General features: G+C 29.3%; 19 protein-coding genes. 16 read left to right on the forward strand and 3 right to left on the reverse strand.

Features of this window, described 5'->3' with window-relative positions:
• The first annotated feature begins 117 nt into the window (after window positions 1-117).
• The 14 genes from ACUSRV_RS07535 (at window position 118) to ACUSRV_RS07600 (ending at window position 12408) form a co-directional block, all read left to right on the forward strand.
• Window positions 118-957 carry a fumarate hydratase gene (locus ACUSRV_RS07535; RefSeq protein ID WP_490141320.1) on the forward strand — a complete coding sequence of 280 codons (840 nt, stop codon included), beginning with the start codon at window positions 118-120 and terminating at the stop codon, window positions 955-957.
• Window positions 958-959: 2 nt separating this feature from the next.
• The gene (locus ACUSRV_RS07540) at window positions 960-1514 is read left to right on the forward strand and encodes a Fe-S-containing hydro-lyase (RefSeq protein ID WP_490141321.1); all 555 of its coding nucleotides are present in this window, start codon (window positions 960-962) and stop codon (window positions 1512-1514) included.
• Between the two features lie 31 nt (window positions 1515-1545).
• Window positions 1546-2724, forward strand: a complete 1179-nt coding sequence (locus tag ACUSRV_RS07545) for an NAD(P)-dependent malic enzyme (RefSeq protein WP_490141322.1) — start codon at window positions 1546-1548, stop codon at window positions 2722-2724.
• 107 nt (window positions 2725-2831) lie between these two features.
• On the forward strand, window positions 2832-3281 hold the full coding sequence (locus ACUSRV_RS07550; protein WP_490141323.1) for an NfeD family protein: 450 nt from the start codon (window positions 2832-2834) through the stop codon (window positions 3279-3281).
• A gap of 18 nt (window positions 3282-3299) precedes the next feature.
• Window positions 3300-4238 (forward strand): SPFH domain-containing protein, encoded by a 939-nt coding sequence (locus ACUSRV_RS07555; protein WP_490141324.1) that lies wholly within the window; start codon window positions 3300-3302, stop codon window positions 4236-4238.
• Window positions 4239-4406: 168 nt separating this feature from the next.
• The gene (locus tag ACUSRV_RS07560; RefSeq protein WP_490141325.1) at window positions 4407-4862 is read left to right on the forward strand and encodes a hypothetical protein; all 456 of its coding nucleotides are present in this window, start codon (window positions 4407-4409) and stop codon (window positions 4860-4862) included.
• 213 nt (window positions 4863-5075) lie between these two features.
• The gene (locus ACUSRV_RS07565; protein WP_490141326.1) at window positions 5076-6119 is read left to right on the forward strand and encodes a LacI family DNA-binding transcriptional regulator; all 1044 of its coding nucleotides are present in this window, start codon (window positions 5076-5078) and stop codon (window positions 6117-6119) included.
• Entirely contained in the window at window positions 6116-7027 is a 912-nt protein-coding gene (gene rbsK, locus ACUSRV_RS07570) for a ribokinase (protein WP_490141327.1), read from the forward strand. The genes ACUSRV_RS07565 and rbsK overlap by 4 nt, the downstream gene beginning before the upstream one ends.
• Before the next feature lie 2 nt (window positions 7028-7029).
• Entirely contained in the window at window positions 7030-7425 is a 396-nt protein-coding gene (gene rbsD / locus ACUSRV_RS07575) for a D-ribose pyranase (protein ID WP_490141328.1), read from the forward strand.
• A 16-nt stretch (window positions 7426-7441) separates the two neighbouring features.
• Window positions 7442-8932: a ribose ABC transporter ATP-binding protein RbsA gene (gene rbsA, locus ACUSRV_RS07580; protein WP_490141329.1), complete on the forward strand. Its 1491-nt coding sequence runs from the start codon at window positions 7442-7444 to the stop codon at window positions 8930-8932.
• A 2-nt stretch (window positions 8933-8934) separates the two neighbouring features.
• Window positions 8935-9894, forward strand: a complete 960-nt coding sequence (rbsC, locus tag ACUSRV_RS07585) for a ribose ABC transporter permease (protein ID WP_490141330.1) — start codon at window positions 8935-8937, stop codon at window positions 9892-9894.
• 62 nt (window positions 9895-9956) lie between these two features.
• A complete protein-coding gene (rbsB, locus tag ACUSRV_RS07590; RefSeq protein ID WP_490141331.1) occupies window positions 9957-10868 on the forward strand; it encodes a ribose ABC transporter substrate-binding protein RbsB in 912 nt (303 codons plus the stop codon).
• A gap of 127 nt (window positions 10869-10995) precedes the next feature.
• Window positions 10996-11430, forward strand: coding sequence for an NfeD family protein (locus ACUSRV_RS07595; RefSeq protein WP_490141332.1), 435 nt, complete (start codon window positions 10996-10998; stop codon window positions 11428-11430).
• A gap of 18 nt (window positions 11431-11448) precedes the next feature.
• Window positions 11449-12408 carry an SPFH domain-containing protein gene (locus ACUSRV_RS07600; protein ID WP_490141333.1) on the forward strand — a complete coding sequence of 320 codons (960 nt, stop codon included), beginning with the start codon at window positions 11449-11451 and terminating at the stop codon, window positions 12406-12408.
• Window positions 12409-12450: 42 nt separating this feature from the next.
• Here ACUSRV_RS07600 and ACUSRV_RS07605 read toward each other — a convergent pair whose 3' ends face one another.
• The 3 genes from ACUSRV_RS07605 to ACUSRV_RS07615 form a co-directional block, all read right to left on the reverse strand.
• Window positions 12451-12954 (reverse strand): CAP domain-containing protein, encoded by a 504-nt coding sequence (locus tag ACUSRV_RS07605; RefSeq protein WP_490141334.1) that lies wholly within the window; start codon window positions 12952-12954, stop codon window positions 12451-12453.
• Window positions 12955-13013: 59 nt separating this feature from the next.
• Window positions 13014-13547 carry a DUF3189 family protein gene (locus tag ACUSRV_RS07610; protein ID WP_490141335.1) on the reverse strand — a complete coding sequence of 178 codons (534 nt, stop codon included), beginning with the start codon at window positions 13545-13547 and terminating at the stop codon, window positions 13014-13016.
• A 68-nt stretch (window positions 13548-13615) separates the two neighbouring features.
• Window positions 13616-14422 (reverse strand): fascin domain-containing protein, encoded by an 807-nt coding sequence (locus ACUSRV_RS07615; protein WP_490141336.1) that lies wholly within the window; start codon window positions 14420-14422, stop codon window positions 13616-13618.
• A gap of 160 nt (window positions 14423-14582) precedes the next feature.
• On the opposite strand from ACUSRV_RS07615, the gene ACUSRV_RS07620 reads away from it, so the two are divergent.
• Together ACUSRV_RS07620 and ACUSRV_RS07625 are read left to right on the forward strand one after the other, a co-directional pair.
• On the forward strand, window positions 14583-15143 hold the full coding sequence (locus ACUSRV_RS07620) for a GNAT family N-acetyltransferase (RefSeq protein WP_490141337.1): 561 nt from the start codon (window positions 14583-14585) through the stop codon (window positions 15141-15143).
• Between the two features lie 181 nt (window positions 15144-15324).
• Window positions 15325-16785, forward strand: a complete 1461-nt coding sequence (locus ACUSRV_RS07625; protein ID WP_490141338.1) for an NAD(P)/FAD-dependent oxidoreductase — start codon at window positions 15325-15327, stop codon at window positions 16783-16785.
• The last annotated feature ends 9 nt before the right edge of the window (window positions 16786-16794 follow it).

Raw genomic sequence — 16794 nt, forward strand, 5'->3', positions numbered from 1 at the left:
TAAACAAACAATATCTAATTAAATATAAATATTGTTCAGCTAATTGCTATTAAAATACATAAAAAAGTGGTAAAATGTACATTGTAGTATAAGAAATTTATTTTAGGAGTGATAATTTTGAGAACTATATATATAAATGAAATAATAAAGGTAGTTAAGGAAATGTGTATAAATGCTAATATAAATCTAGGACAAGATGTTATAAATTCAATAAAAGAAAATAAAGAAAAAGAAGAAAGTAAAATAGGTAGAGATATATTAGATATACTTATAAAAAATAGTGAAATGGCAAGAGAAAATAATATGCCTATATGCCAAGATACTGGTATGGCTGTATTTTTTGTTGAAATAGGACAAGAAGTTATAATAAGTGGTGGAAAAATAACTGATGCTATAAATGAAGGTGTTAGACAAGGATATAAAGAAGGGTACTTGAGAAAATCAGTTGTAGACCCAATACTTAGAAAAAATACCAATGATAATACTCCAGCTATCATACACTACGACATAGTTGAAGGTGATAAAATAAAAATAAAATTTGCTCCTAAAGGTTTTGGAAGTGAAAATATGAGCAGAAGTAAAATGTTAAAGCCTTCAGATGGTATAAATGGAATAAAAGACTTTGTAGTAGAAACTGTAAGTATTGCTGGGCCTAATCCATGTCCTCCAATAGTTGTTGGAGTTGGAATCGGTGGTACTATAGATAAAGCAGCACAAATAGCTAAAAAAGCTTTGTTTAGACCAATAGGAAGCCATAATGGACATGAATATATAAGAGAATTAGAAATAAATTTATTAAAAGAAATAAATAAACTAGGAATAGGACCTCAAGGTTTTGGAGGAAATACAACGGCACTATCTGTTAATATAGAAACATTCCCAACTCATATAGCAGGACTTCCTGTTGTAGTAAATATAAACTGCCATGCATCCAGACATGAAGAGAAGGAGATTTAAATATGAGTAAAGTTAAAAAAATAAATTTACCTTTAAATGAAGATGAAATAAAAGAATTAAGATGCGGCGACATGGTAAGTATAAGTGGAGTAATATACACTGCTAGAGATGCTGCACATCAAAGACTTATAAATTCTATAAGTAAAGGAGAAAATCTTCCTTTTGATATAAAAAATCAAGTTATATATTATGTGGGGCCTACTCCAAATAAACCTGAAGAAGTTATAGGGTCTGCAGGACCAACAACTAGTTATAGAATGGATGATTTAACTATACCTTTGCTTGAACTTGGACTTAAAGGTATGATAGGTAAAGGGTCTAGAAATGATATTGTGGTAGATGGCCTAAAAACATATAATGCTGTATATTTTGCAGCTATAGGTGGGGCTGGGGCATATATATCAAATTCAATAAAATCATCACAAGTTATAGCATATGAAGATTTAGGGGCAGAAGCTATAAGAAAATTAGAAGTTTATGATTTTCCAGTTATAGTAGCTATAGACTGTAAGGGAAATAGTATATATGAGTTAGGTAGAGAAAAATATAAAAAATAATATATAAAACACAACTTGGAAGGAGAAAATAATGAAAGATTATTCACAATTAGCCTTAGAATTACATAGAAATCATAAAGGTAAAATAGAAGTACAAAGTAAAGTAGCCGTTGAAAATAAAGATGATTTATCAATAGCATATACACCAGGAGTTGCTAAACCGTGTCTTGAAATAGCTAGAGATAAAAATTTAGTTTATGAATATACATCAAAATCAAATTTAGTAGCAGTGGTAAGTGATGGAACTGCAGTTTTAGGACTTGGAGATATAGGTGCTAGTGCATCAATACCAGTAATGGAAGGGAAAGCAGTACTTTTCAAAAGTTTTGCAAATGTAGATGCATTTCCAATATGTTTAGATACAAAGGATGTAGATGAAATAGTAAGAACTGTTAAATTACTTGAACCAGTATTTGGTGGAATAAACCTAGAAGACATAGGAGCTCCTAGATGTTTTGAAATTGAAAATAGATTAAAAGAAGAATTAGACATACCTGTATTTCATGATGACCAACATGGTACTGCTATAGTTGTAGTTGCAGGACTTATAAACTCATTAAAACTTGCAAACAAGAAAATGGAAGATATTGAAATAGTAGTAAATGGACCAGGTTCTGCTGGAATAGCTATATCTAAGCTTTTATTGAGCTTGGGAGCAAAAAATATAGTTTTATGTAATAGAAAAGGGTCACTTCATAAAGAAAGTGAAAATTTAAACTGGGCACAAAAAGAGATAGTTGAGATAACAAATATAAATAATGAAAAGGGTACTCTAGTAGATGTTATAAAGAATAAAGATGTATTTATAGGTGTTTCAGGTCCTGGAGTGTTAAATAAAGAAATGATACAAAGCATGAATGAAAAAGCTATAATATTTGCCATGGCAAATCCTAATCCAGAAATAATGCCACATGATGCAAAAAGTGGTGGAGCATTTATAATAGGTACAGGAAGATCTGATTTTCCTAATCAAGTAAACAATGTTCTTGCTTTCCCTGGAATTTTTAGAGGTGCATTAGATGTAAGAGCCAGAGAAATAAATGAAGAAATGAAAATAGCAGCAGCTTACTCTATAGCAAATTCTATAAAAGAAGAAGATTTAAATGTAGATAATATACTTCCAAAGGCATTTGATAAAGAAGTTGCTACTAATGTAGCTAATGCAGTTAAGGAAGCTGCAATAAAAACTAATGTAGCTAGAATAAAATAGTAAACAAAGAGGTTATTTCATAAGGGATAGCCTCTTTATTTGTTTAAAAATGTAGTAATTTAGAACTATTATAGTATATAATAGATTTAAAAGCGGGGTGATTGAACATGTGGATTGATTTTTTAAGTTCGTGGTTGTTTTGGGCCATACTAGGGTGTTTATTATTAATAATAGAAATGTTTACAACTAGTTTTATAACTATATTTTTTACCATACCAGCTTTCATAACAGCTATGATAGCATTCTTTGTAAAAGATTTATCAATTCAAATATTTATATTTGCGCTACTAGGATTAATAAGCATAGTATTTGGAAGACCAATACTTCAAAAACATTTTAAAGTAAATAAAACAATTAAACATTCAAATATATATGCTATTATAGATAAAAAAGGAATAGTAACAAAAACTATAACATCTGATGATTATGGACAAGTAAGAGTTAGTGGAGAACTATGGACTGCTAAAAGTGAATTAGGAAATACTATAGAAGTAGGGTCAAGAGTAATTATAAAAAAAGTAGAGGGTGTAAAAGTATCAGTAATTTTAGATAAATAATAAGAGGGGGTAATACAAATGCTTTATATAGTTTTATTTATATTATTATTAGTTGTTGTATTTGCATCATTATCTATTAAGATAATACAACAATCAGAGGTTCTTATGATAGAAAGATTAGGAAAGTATCACAAAACAGCTCAATCTGGTCTTAACTTTGTAATTCCTATATTAGATAGAGTTGTTAAAAAAATAGATTTAAGAACACAAGTAATAGATTCACCGCCACAACCTGTTATAACTAAAGATAACGTAACAATGGCTATAGATACTGTAGTATATTATCAAATAACTGATCCATTTAAGGCAACTTATGAAATAGCAAGTTTAGTACAAGCTATAAGATATTTAACTACAACTACTGTAAGAGATATAATAGGTACAATGGAGTTAGATAAAACTCTATCATCAAGAGATGATGTAAATAATAGACTTCGTATAATATTAGATGAAGCAACGGATAGATGGGGAGTAAGAGTAGAAAGAGTTGAGATAAAAAATATAGAACTCCCAGAAGATATAAGGGAAGCTATGGAAAAGCAAATGCGTGCAGAAAGAGAAAAGCGTGCTATGATACTTACAGCAGAAGGTAAAAAACAGTCTTCAATAACAGAAGCTCAAGGGTTAAAGGAATCTCAAATACTAAAAGCAGAAGCTCAAAAACAAACTACTATATTAGATGCAGAAGCTGAAAAAGAATCAAAAGTTAGAAGAGCAGAAGGGGAAGCTGAGGCTATAAAACAAGTAGCGGAAGCAGAAGCTGATAAGATAAAATTTATATATGATGCATTAAAAAATGCTAATATAGATGAGGCTATGTTATCTGTTAAGTATATAGAGGCTCTAAATGAAATGGCTAAGGGAAATAATAAGGTGTTTATACCGTATGAGTCTAAAGGCCTATTAGGAAGTGTAGCAGCTATAAAAGAGATAATAAACGAAGATAAAAATAAATAAGATATAAAATATAATTTTAAAAATATAAAGGGATTTAAGTTTTAATGTAGAAATTTTAATAATAAGATAAATAAGGCTGCTAAAAAAGCAGTCTTATTTTTATTTTAATATTTTAATGCAAAATTGGATAAAATTATAAATACGAAAATATTTAAAGGAGGTGATAATATGAAAAAATTATTTTTTTTAACACTAGTAATTTTATTATCTATTTTAGTCTTTGATGGATATAGCAATTATAAAACTACTAGTCTTTTAGTAGATAATGAAAGTCAAATAACTCAAAAATATAAACAAGAAGTTGATAAGTTGGAATTATATTATGATAAAAAAATAAAAGGACTTATATCAATAGCAGCAAGAGAATATAAATCACTACCTGAAGAAAAGCAAAATAAAACTTCTAAAATGAAAATAGGATTTAAATACATGGATAAAATAAGTGATATTGAAGATCAATGTGACATGAAAGTAGAACAATTGCTTGTAGATATGGAAAATGAACTAGAAGATTTAGGATCTAGAGAAAAAACTATAAAAAACAAAATAAAAGAAATTAAAGATTATTATAAAGATAAAAAAGAAGAAAGAAAAGAATATTATATAAAAGAGGCAAATCAATAACAAAACAAGAGCATTTAAATGCTCTTGTTTATTTGTTATAAATCAATATAATGTGATGCACAGATGGAGATAATAAGTATATAACATTACAATAAAAAATAACTCGAATTATGTAGAAAGTGTTTGCAAAAAGTGTTGCATACTATAAATAGTGTATGATATTATTTAGGTAACCGGTTAAGTAAATCGGTTACCTAAATGGAGGAGATTTAATTGAATATAACAATTAAAGATATAGCTAATTTAGCTGGAGTTTCTAAAACGACAGTTTCAAAAATAATAAATAATAAAGATCAAAGCATAAGTGAGGCAACTAGACAAAAGGTATTAAATTTAATGAAAGAATATAATTATGTTCCAAATAAGCTAGCGCAAAGTTTGGTTACAAAAAAAACTAAAACCATAGGTCTTATAATTCCCGATATACGAAACCCATTTTTCACTGAAATAGCAAGAGGGGCTGAAGATAAAGCAAGTAAAGAAGGCTATAATTTAATTTTTTGCAATACAGATGATAAAGTTTCTAAAGAAGAAATTTACTTAGATATGCTAGTAGAAAAAATGATAGATGGAATAGTATTTGCACCATCATCAAAGTCAAGTAGTGAAGACAAAAAATATAAAAACATAAAAGTTCCCATAGTTTTAGTTGATAAAGATATAAACATAGAAAATGTAAAAGGAACTGTTAAAGTAGATAACTTACAAGGCACTTATGAAGCTACTAAGCATTTAATAAAAAATGGCCATAAAAATATATTATATCTATCAGGTCCATTAGAAAACAACATTTCAATAGATAGATTAAATGGATATAAAAAAGCTTTAGAAGAAGATGGAATTATATATAGACAAAATTATATTTTAGAAGGATATTATAGCACTAAATGGGGTCAAGAAATAATAAATGAAATTGATATGAGCGTAAATTATAGTGCAATATGTTGTGCAAATGACTTAATAGCAATAGGTGCTATAAGATCACTAAAAGAAAATAATAAAAGAGTTCCAGAAGATATAAGTGTTACAGGGTTTGACGATATAAATATAGCGAATATTATAGACCCACCTTTAACTACAGTAAAACAGCCAGCCTATGAAATTGGTTATAAATCTGCACAACTATTAATAGATGTGTTAGAAAATAGGTGTGATAATATAAAGCACAAAATATTTGCACCGGAATTTATAATAAGAAACTCAACTACAAAGAAGAAAATATTATCAGATTCTTCTATACAAGGAGGAAACGAATGAAAAATATATGTGTAATTGGTAGTCTTAATATGGACTTAGTAGTAAATGTAGATAATATGCCTAAAAAAGGTCAAACAATAATAGGAAATAGCTTCAAAGAAGTGCCTGGAGGCAAGGGAGCAAACCAAGCAGTTGCAATAGCAAGACTTGACGGTAATGTTAAAATGATAGGAAAAGTAGGAAATGATGGATTTGGACAAACTCTAATAAATGCTTTAAATAAAGATAATGTAAATACAGATTATATTAAAATAGAGGATATATCAACAGGTGTAGCACTTATAACTGTAGATAAAAATGCTGAAAACTCAATAGTTGTAGCACCTGGTGCAAACTATAAACTAAAAGAAGAAGATATAGATAAGTCTATAGATGCAATAAAAACAAGTGATATATTAGTAGTTCAATTAGAAACTCCACTTGACACTATAAAATACTCCCTTAAAAAGGCTAAAGAATTAGGGAAATATACAATATTAAATCCAGCACCTGCAGTTAAATTAGAAGATGAAATAATAAAAAATGTAGATTTATTAACACCAAATGAAACCGAACTTGAAATATTAAGTGGAGTTAAAATAAATAATGAAGAAGATATACAAATAGCTTCAAAAGTTATGATAGAAAAAGGAGTTAAAGAGCTTATAGTAACTCTAGGATCTAAAGGAAGCTTATATATAAATAAAGAAAATTATAAATTCAAAAAAGCATATAAGGTAGATGCAATAGATACAACTGCAGCAGGAGATAGTTATACAGGAGCACTTGCAGTAGCTTTATCTCAAGATAAAAACATAGAAGAAGCTATGGATTTTGCATCTAAGGTAGGTGCACTTTGTGTAATGAAAGAAGGAGCACAAATTTCACTTCCAACACTTAAAGATGTAGAAAGTTTCAAGGAGGCATAAATATGAAAAAATCTACTTTAATAAATAGTGATATATCTTATGTGGTGTCTAAAATGGGACATACAGACAGTATAACTATATGTGATAGTGGGCTTCCTATACCAAAGGATGTTCAAAGAATAGATCTAGCATTAAAAAAAGGGACACCATCGTTTATAGATACATTAGATACAGTACTTGAGGAATTAGAAGTTGAAGAAGTTGTAATAGCTTGCGAAATGGAAGAAATAAATAATGATTTATACAATGAGATTATTAAAAGATTTGAAAATATAAAAATTACTAAAGTAAACCATGAGAATTTTAAATATTTAACTAAAGAATCGATGGCTATAGTTAGAACTGGAGAATATGCACCATATGCTAACATAATACTAAAATCTGGCGTAGTTTTTTAAAAGAGGTGAAACAAATATGAAACCTATACTTCAAATGAAAGATATAATAAAGGTATTTCCTGGGGTTAAAGCCCTAGATGGAGTTAATTTAGAGCTATATACAGGTAGGGTTATGGCACTACTTGGAGAAAATGGTGCAGGTAAATCTACACTTATGAAGATATTAAGTGGAGTTTACAAAAAAGATGGTGGAGAAATATATTATGAAGGAAGACTTGAAGATATAAAGGGACCTAAGGATGCTCAAATTAAGGGTATAGCAATAATACATCAAGAACTTAACTTAATTCCTCATCTTACTATAGGAGAAAATATATTTTTAGGAAGAGAGCCTAAAACTGCATTTGGAAATATAAATTGGTCTAAGTTATACAAAGAATCAGATGAATTACTTAAAAAACTTAATGTTAATAAGAGTTCTAAAGACTTGCTTGGATCTTTAAGTGTAGGACAACAGCAGATGATAGAAATAGCAAAGGCTTTATCGCTAAATGCTAAGATAATAATAATGGATGAACCAACAGATGCACTTACAGATAAAGAAACGGAAAGTTTATTTGAAGTTATAAATGAACTTAAAAAAGATGGAAAAGCAATTGTTTATATATCTCACAGATTAAAAGAAATATTTGAAATTTGTGATGATATAACAGTTCTTAGAGATGGTAAGTATGTAGGTGAAGCTAAGGTTGTTGATTTTACAGAAGATAAAATAATAGAAATGATGGTTGGTAGAAAACTTACGGAACAATTTCCAAGGGTGGATGTCAAAATAGGTGATGTAGTATTAGAAGTTAAAAACTTATCAAACGAATATGTAAATAATGTATCCTTTAACGTAAAAAGTGGAGAGATATTAGGTATAGCAGGTCTTATGGGATGTGGAAGAACAGAACTTGCTAAAACTATATATGGTCATATCAAAAAACAAAGTGGAGAAATTTATATAAAAGGAAATAAAACAGAAAATAAGTCGGCTAAAGATGGATTATCTAATGGTATAGCGTATGTATCTGAAGATAGAAAGGGAGATGGTTTAATCCTTGGTCTCTCAGTAAAGGAAAATATAACGATATCATCATTAGATAAACTTATAAGTTCGGGAAAAATAGATAAAACGAAAGAAAGTAAAGAAGTAAAAGATTATATAGGAAAGATGAATATAAAAACTCCAAGTCAAAATCAAATAATAAAGAATTTAAGTGGAGGAAACCAACAAAAAGTTGCAATAGCCAAAGCTCTTATGACAAATCCTCAGGTACTGATACTTGATGAGCCAACTAGAGGAGTAGACGTAGGGGCTAAGAAAGAAATATATGACCTTATAAATGAGTTCAAAAAAGAAGGTAAGGCAGTAATTATGATATCTTCTGAAATGCCAGAAATACTTGGAATAAGTGATAGAGTATTGGTTTTAAGTGAAGGCAGAGTATCAGGTGAATTTGACATAAAAGATGCAACTCAAGAAAATATAATGAAAAGTGCCGTTAGCACCAAGGAGGTATAATGATGAGTAAGAGTACCGCTGAAAATAAAAATTCAGTTAAAGACTTGCTAATAAAATATAAATCACTAATAGGATTATTAATATTGGTAATAATAGTATCTGTATTAAGTCCAACTTTTTTTACTGTTTCAAACTTATTAAATGTATTTAGACAAACATCTATAAATGCTATCATAGCAGCAGGTATGACATTTGTTATATTAACAGGTGGAATAGATTTATCTGTTGGATCAATACTTGCCTTTAGTGGTGCAGTAGCAGCTAGTATGTTGGCATCAGGAAGTAGTGTTATAGTTGCAACTATAGTTGCTGTAGTTATAGGTGCTGTATCAGGGTTTGCCAATGGAATAGTTATAAGTAAAGGAAAATTACAACCATTTATAGCTACTCTTGCTACTATGACAATTCTTAGAGGATTAACATTGGTGTTTACTGATGGAAAGCCAGTATCAATAGGAACATCAAACAACGCTATATCATTTGGGAAAATAGGTGGAGGACAAATAGCAGGAATACCGACTCCAGCAATAATAATGGTATTAGCATTTGCATTATGTTTTTATATATTAACTCAAACTAAAATGGGAAGATATGTATATGCACTTGGTGGAAATGAAGAAGCTACTAAATTATCAGGGCTTGATACTGACAAAATAAAAACTTATGTTTATACAATTAGTGGGATATTAGCAGCAATAGCAGGGGTTATAGTTACAGCTAGATTATATTCAGCTCAGCCAACTGCAGGTAGTGGATATGAACTTGATGCTATAGCAGCAGTTGTTCTAGGTGGAACAAGTTTATCAGGTGGACAAGGTACAATAATAGGTACAGTTATAGGTGCTTTAATAATAGGTATATTAAATAATGCACTTAATATACTTGATGTTTCATCGTATTATCAAATGATAGTTAAGGGTATAGTAATACTTATAGCGGTATTATTAGATAGAAAAAGATAAGTTGACTTAAAAGCTTAAGCTTTTATGTATAAAAATTAAAAAAAGGAAAGGGAGATTAACCAATGAAAAAACTTTTTTCAATGTTAATGGTTGCAGTACTTGCACTTGGGCTTTTAGCAGGTTGTGCAAAAAAAGACGATTCTTCTAATACAGGAGAAACTAAGAAAATAGGTTTAGTAGTATCTACTTTAAACAACCCATTCTTCGTATCTTTAAAGGAAGGTGCTGAAGCTAAAGCTAAAGAGTTAGGATATGAACTTGTAGTTTTAGACTCTCAAAATGACCCAGCTAAAGAATTATCAAACATGGAAGATTTAACTACTAAAGGTGCTTCTTTAATAATGTTAAACCCAGTTGATTCAGATGCAGCAGCAGCTTCAGTTCAAGTAGCAAATGGAGCTAATATCCCAGTTATAACATTAGATAGAGCTGCTAATGGTGGAGAAGTTGTGACTCATATAGCTTCTGATAACGTAGCAGGTGGAAAAATGGCTGCTGACTACTTAATAGAAAAATTAGGTGGAAGTGGTAAACTAATTGAATTAGAAGGTATACCAGGTTCTTCAGCTGCAAGAGATAGAGGTAAAGGTTTTGAAGATGGTATAAAAGGAAGCAAAATAGAATTAGTTGCTAAACAACCAGCTGATTTTGATAGAACAAAAGGTTTATCAGTAATGGAAAACTTACTACAAGCTAACTCTGATATAGTTGCAGTATTTGCACAAAATGACGAAATGGCTTTAGGTGCTTTAAAGGCTTTAGAAGATGCAGGTAAATCTGATGTATTAGTAGTTGGATTTGATGCAACTGACGATGCAGTTAAATCTGTAGAAGATGGTAAAATGGCTGCTACAGTAGCACAACAACCAACATTAATAGGTGAATTAGGTGTTGAAAGTGCTGATAAAGTAATAAAAGGTGAAACTGTTGAAAAATACGTACCAGTTGAATTAAAATTAGTAACTAAAAAATAAATAAGATTAATATTAGCATATAAAAAAGACTGCCCAAAAGGTAGTCTTTTTTGCGCATTTTTTGTACAGATCTTAATAAGTAGTCTCTATTTAGTATTTAATGAATACAATATTAGGGGGTGATTATATGTGGGGGATTTGGCTTGTTATAGGGTGTATACTTTTAATAGTTGAAATTACAACAGCTTCATTTTTTATGATTTTCTTTTCAATAGCAGCATTTCTAACTGTAGTCGTTTCGTTTTTTGTAGATAACATAGCAGTTCAAATAATGGTATTTTGTATATTATCAACAATAGGTTTATTAAAAGGGAGGTCAGTACTTGAGAGATATTTCAAAGTAAATCATGAGGTTAAATCATCAAATGTAGATGCTCTTATTAATAAGGTAGGGGTTGTTACAAAGAAAATACAGCCTCATGAATATGGTTTAGTAAAGATAAACGGAGATATTTGGACTGCTAAAAGTAAATTAGAAGAAACTATAGAAGAAGGGCAAATGGTTATAGTAAAGGAAATAGAAGGTGTTAAGTTGTCAGTAGAATTATTTGAAAAAATTTAATAAAAGGGGGAAATATTAATGTATATATTATCTTTGATTCCAATCTTCTTTACAGTGTTATTGGTAATCGTAGTTGTAGTACTGGCGTTATCTTCAATTAAAATAATACAACAATCTGAGGTTCTTATGATAGAAAGACTTGGAAAATATCATAGAACAGGCCAATCGGGGCTAAATTTTATTATTCCTATATTAGACAGAGTTGTTAGAAGAATAGATCTAAGAACTCAAGTAATAGATTCACCACCACAACCTGTTATAACTAAAGATAATGTTACTATGAATATAGATACTGTAGTATATTATCAAATAACAGACCCATTTAAAGCAACTTATGAAATAGCTAATTTAGTTCAGGCAATAAGATATTTAACTACTACTACTGTAAGAGATATAATAGGTACAATGGAGTTAGATAAAACTCTATCATCAAGGGATGATGTAAATAATAGACTTCGTGTGATATTAGATGAGGCAACAGATAAATGGGGATTGAGAGTAGAAAGAGTTGAGATAAAAAATATAGAACTTCCAGAGGATATAAGGGAAGCTATGGAAAAGCAAATGCGAGCAGAAAGAGAAAAGCGAGCTATGATACTTACAGCAGAAGGTAAAAAGCAATCTTCAATAACAGAAGCACAAGGGTTGAAGGAATCTCAAATACTAAAAGCAGAAGCTCAAAAACAAACAACTATATTAGATGCAGAAGCTGAAAAAGAATCAAAGATAAGGCGTGCAGAAGGGGAAGCAAATGCTATAGAGAAGGTTGCGGAAGCTGAAGCTAAGAAGATAGCATTTATATATGATTCATTAAGAAATGCTAATATAGATGAAGCTATGTTATCTGTTAAATATATAGAAGCTTTAAATGAAATGGCTAAAGGAAATAATAAGGTATTTATACCTTATGAATCTAAAGGTCTATTAGGAAGTATAGGAGCTATAAAGGAAATAATAAATGATGGAAAGAATAATTAATTTATAATAAAAAGTGAGTTAGAAATTTCTAACTCACTTTTGTTATTCACCTATAAATATTGATATGCAGTAATATATTCCTTTATCATTTTTAGATATTCCTATTCCTACATACTGATATTTAGGACTTAGTATAAGTTGTCTATAGTTAGGAGAATTTAACCAAGACTTTATTAAAGCTTCTGGCTTATTAAAGCCTTTATAGATACTTTCTCCAGCATACTTATATTGTATATGAAACTTATCTAACATATCAAAAGGTGATCCATATACCGGAGAGATATGGTTAAAATAATTTATAACAGCCATATCATCGGATTTTAAAATTGCTACATGATTAAGATTAGAATTCATATCGATTATTTTCAGATAAGATTTTCTTCTTTCTTTATTGATGAGTTCTACAACTTTTCTTTGAAAATAGTTTAAGTTAAAACTTCGAACTCTATTAATACATACATTATATATAAATTCAGTAATACAAAAAATAATGGTGATAATAAATATTGTAATCAAAATTAAAGTAACTATAATCTCCTTATGCATATTAAATAATTATCCTCCTTATTATAAAATAGCTAAGAAGATTATAATTGTTACATATTTTAGTTTTTGCTTTGTTTTTTTAGATTGTGTAAATAACTTTCAGTTGGAAGTATTTGAACACTTTTATCACTAGCTCGACCTGTTTCTTTTGCAAAATCAACTAATGCAACTATATCTTTGTAGGATTTTTTAGCTCCAATTACTAATAAAGGTACACCTATAAAATCTATTTTCATCCAGCGAGAAGTTAATCCACCAAATGTCATAGGAAGTGGTACTGTAGGAGATGTATTGGTAAATACAACTTGATCGTTTAATATATGTTCTTCTTGAAGCCTTTGAGACATACTGTATAAACCAGGTACTAAATATTTAGAGCGGCCTCTTCCAATTGTATATACCTTGTTTCCATCTTCATCTATTCCCTTAAAGTATAATTTTCCAAAATCTTTTCTTGTTAGTGTATTAAAATTATGAGTATTTAATATTTCTTCTTTAGTTGGTTCACGAGTAGGATCTAGTTTTTTAAGATGGTAGGCTGCAGCAAGTGCTGAGGAGTGCGTACCACCGTAGCAATTATAAATATAAATCATTAGTACAACCTCCAATATTTACATTTTTTATATAAATATTGTTTGCACTATTTGTTAAAATTATTTATTTAAGGTAAAAATATAACTTTAAATAATTCTCTAGGCCCTACATTTGGTCTATTTACAGCTAAAGGACCGTTCATTAAATTAATTCCTACAATCTGTCTACTTCCAGCTGTCTGTATTGCTATTCTATTATCATTAGTCAAAATATAAATATTAAATGTCTCAAAGATTCCTATTTGTGTAGCTTCATCAACTAAAATACTACCGCCTCCATTAACTGCAGTTACATAATTATTATTTGCTGTTAATATTGCAGCTTGATTAGATTTTATATACTCAAATCTAAAAGTTTCATATTGGCCAATAGTAGTTGTTCCAGATGATAAAGGTCCGCCACCAGGTTGTGCTGTGACATAAGTTCCATTTGAAGCTTGTAGGGCTACATCTTTACCTGAAATAGACTGAGTATATTCATCTAATTGTGGAGCATCTGCTAAAAATAAAAAATCAAATAAACCCCTTGGTTCTACAGTATTTCCTATAGCTTCTAAAGCTCCATTTGTAGTATTTAAATATACATATTTTCCATTAGGAGCTTTTATAGACACCTTATTTATAAGACCAGGCACTTCTATTATTATAGAAAAGCCTATAGGCGTAACTGAAGTTGCTTCAAGTCTATTAGTTTGTGGATTTACAGTTACAAAACGCAAATCAAAAGCTTGCAAGGCTATAGTGTTATCTGGAAGAACAATTGGTACAAACTTTATTAACGTAGTCAATATATTTCTTGTAGCTACTAGTAATCCACCAAGGCCTCTTTCTACCTCTACATACATGCCATTACTCGCACGAAACCCAACTTCCATTTTATCAACTCCCTATATATTATTAACCTAGTTTATAATATGAAGTTAGTTATTCTATAAGTGACACATATATTTATATATAAATAAAGTTTTTAAAATTAAAAATATAATATATACTTTAGTATAAGGTAATATAATATATTAAAATTGAGGTGATATTTTGATAAGATATGCTAGAAAGGAAGATTCTAAAAAAGGGGTAATTTTAATAGAAAATGCAATTCATGATATAGCAAACATGTTAACTGGAAGAGATAAACATGATGAGGTAATAGAAGGGTTAAAATACTATTTTGAAAAAAAGGGAAACAGACTAAGCCATGAAAATATAATAATAAAAGAAATAAATGGTGAAGTAGTAGGTCTTGTTTTGTCTTATCATGGTAAAGATGCACATATTATAGATAAACCTATAGAAGATAGAGTAAGAGAAATAAAAAATGACCCAAAATTTAAAGTAGACAAAGAAGCAGATATAGATGAATACTATATAGATACTATATCTGTAGATGAAAGATATCAAGGTAGGGGCATAGCTAAAGAACTTATAAAATCCATAGAAGAAAACGCCAAAAATTTAAAATACAATAAACTAGCATTGTGTGTAGACGTAGAAAATCATTCAGCGTTTAAATTGTATAAAAAATTAGGTTATGAAGTGGATAAGGATATATATATAAATCAAAAGAAATACTACCATATGGTAAAATATATTGATTAATTTCAAAAATTATATGGCAAAATAAGTTATTTATAGTATAATGTAATATAATAATTAAATAAATTTATGGCAATGGAGAATACGGAGAGCCTATAAACTTAAGATATTAAGTTTTTGGCTCTCTTTTTGCGTTTTCAGAAAAATACAAAAATTTATATATAAATGAAATGGAGGCAAAAACATGTATGATATAGCAATAATAGGCGGTGGAGTTATAGGTTGCAGTATAGCTAGAGAATTATCAAAATATAAATTTAAAACTGTAGTATTAGAAAAAGGAACTGAAGTATGTCAAGGAACAACAAAAGCAAATAGTGCTATTGTCCATGGTGGATACGATGCAAAAGAAGAAACTTTAAAAGCTAAACTAAATGTTAAAGGAAATAAAATGTACACAAATTTATGTCAAGAGTTAAGTGTAGAATTTAAAAAAATTGGATCTTTAGTAATGGCTTTTGATGAAGAAAACATAAAAACTCTAGATATACTTTATAAAAGGGGATTAGCTAATGGTGTAGAAGGCCTTAGACTGATAACTGATAAAAATGAAATTAAAATTTTAGAACCTAATATAACAGATAAAGTTATAGGAGTACTACTTTGTGAAAGTGCTGGTGTAGTTTGCCCATTCGATCTAAACTATGCCCTTATGGAAAATGCTATTACAAATGGGGTAGAGTTAAAAACCGAACACGATGTTATAAACATAAAGAAAAAAGAAAATTGCTTTTATATAGATACAACTAAAGGAGTTATAAAATCTAATTATGTTATAAATGCAGCAGGAGTATATGCAGATGAAATAAACAAAATGATAGGTGGAGATGAATACTATATAATACCTAGAAAAGGAGAATATAGAGTTTTAGATAAATCAGAATCTAAAAAAATAAATCATGTACTGTTTCAATGCCCAAGTAATAAAGGAAAAGGGGTACTAATAACTCCGACAGCACATAATAACGTATTACTTGGACCAACAGCAGTTGAAGTAGATGATAAAGAAGATATATCAGTATCTGATTATTCATTAGAATTTATATCTAATTCTGCTCAAAAAATAATACCTAAAATAGATGCACTAAAGACCATAACATCTTTTGCCGGACTTCGTGCAACTCCTAATACTAGAGAATTTATGATATTTGCATCAAATAAATGTAAAGGATTTATAAATGTTGGAGGTATAGAATCACCAGGATTAACAGCAGCTCCAGCTATATCTGAATATGTAATTCACATATTAAAAAATGAAGGGTTAGAATTTATAGAAAATGAAAGCTTCAATCCATATAGAAAGAAGGCTAAACCATTTAGAAATATGACTAAAGAAGAAAGGGAAGAAGCAATAAAAGCAGATGAAAAGTACAATAAAATAATATGTAGATGTGAACAGGTTACAGAAGCTGAGATTGTAGATGCTATTCATAGGCCAGCAGGTGCAAAAACTGTAGATGGGATAAAAAGAAGAATAAGACCAGGAATGGGAAGATGTCAAGGTGGATTTTGTGGACCGAGAGTAGTTGAGATATTAGCTAGAGAACTAAATATATCTATAGAGGATGTCATAAAGGATAAGAAAAATTCTAAGATGATACTAGGAAAGATGAAAGAAGAAAGAAAAGAAACAGCAAATGCTTAATATTTTAGG

Source organism: Sporacetigenium sp. TC11, from assembly GCF_058146105.1.

Excerpts from the sequence above, each read along its gene's own strand:
- ACUSRV_RS07540 (WP_490141321.1), top strand. The coding sequence starts at position 960 with ATGAGTAAAGTTAAAAAAATAAATTTACCTTTAAATGAAGATGAAATA.
- ACUSRV_RS07545 (WP_490141322.1), top strand. The coding sequence starts at position 1,546 with ATGAAAGATTATTCACAATTAGCCTTAGAATTACATAGAAATCATAAA.
- ACUSRV_RS07550 (WP_490141323.1), top strand. The coding sequence starts at position 2,832 with ATGTGGATTGATTTTTTAAGTTCGTGGTTGTTTTGGGCCATACTAGGG.
- ACUSRV_RS07555 (WP_490141324.1), top strand. The coding sequence starts at position 3,300 with ATGCTTTATATAGTTTTATTTATATTATTATTAGTTGTTGTATTTGCA.
- ACUSRV_RS07560 (WP_490141325.1), top strand. The coding sequence starts at position 4,407 with ATGAAAAAATTATTTTTTTTAACACTAGTAATTTTATTATCTATTTTA.
- rbsK (WP_490141327.1), top strand. The coding sequence starts at position 6,116 with ATGAAAAATATATGTGTAATTGGTAGTCTTAATATGGACTTAGTAGTA.
- rbsD (WP_490141328.1), top strand. The coding sequence starts at position 7,030 with ATGAAAAAATCTACTTTAATAAATAGTGATATATCTTATGTGGTGTCT.
- rbsA (WP_490141329.1), top strand. The coding sequence starts at position 7,442 with ATGAAACCTATACTTCAAATGAAAGATATAATAAAGGTATTTCCTGGG.
- rbsC (WP_490141330.1), top strand. The coding sequence starts at position 8,935 with ATGAGTAAGAGTACCGCTGAAAATAAAAATTCAGTTAAAGACTTGCTA.
- rbsB (WP_490141331.1), top strand. The coding sequence starts at position 9,957 with ATGAAAAAACTTTTTTCAATGTTAATGGTTGCAGTACTTGCACTTGGG.
- ACUSRV_RS07595 (WP_490141332.1), top strand. The coding sequence starts at position 10,996 with ATGTGGGGGATTTGGCTTGTTATAGGGTGTATACTTTTAATAGTTGAA.
- ACUSRV_RS07600 (WP_490141333.1), top strand. The coding sequence starts at position 11,449 with ATGTATATATTATCTTTGATTCCAATCTTCTTTACAGTGTTATTGGTA.
- ACUSRV_RS07605 (WP_490141334.1), bottom strand. The coding sequence starts at position 12,954 with ATGCATAAGGAGATTATAGTTACTTTAATTTTGATTACAATATTTATT.
- ACUSRV_RS07610 (WP_490141335.1), bottom strand. The coding sequence starts at position 13,547 with ATGATTTATATTTATAATTGCTACGGTGGTACGCACTCCTCAGCACTT.
- ACUSRV_RS07615 (WP_490141336.1), bottom strand. The coding sequence starts at position 14,422 with ATGGAAGTTGGGTTTCGTGCGAGTAATGGCATGTATGTAGAGGTAGAA.
- ACUSRV_RS07625 (WP_490141338.1), top strand. The coding sequence starts at position 15,325 with ATGTATGATATAGCAATAATAGGCGGTGGAGTTATAGGTTGCAGTATA.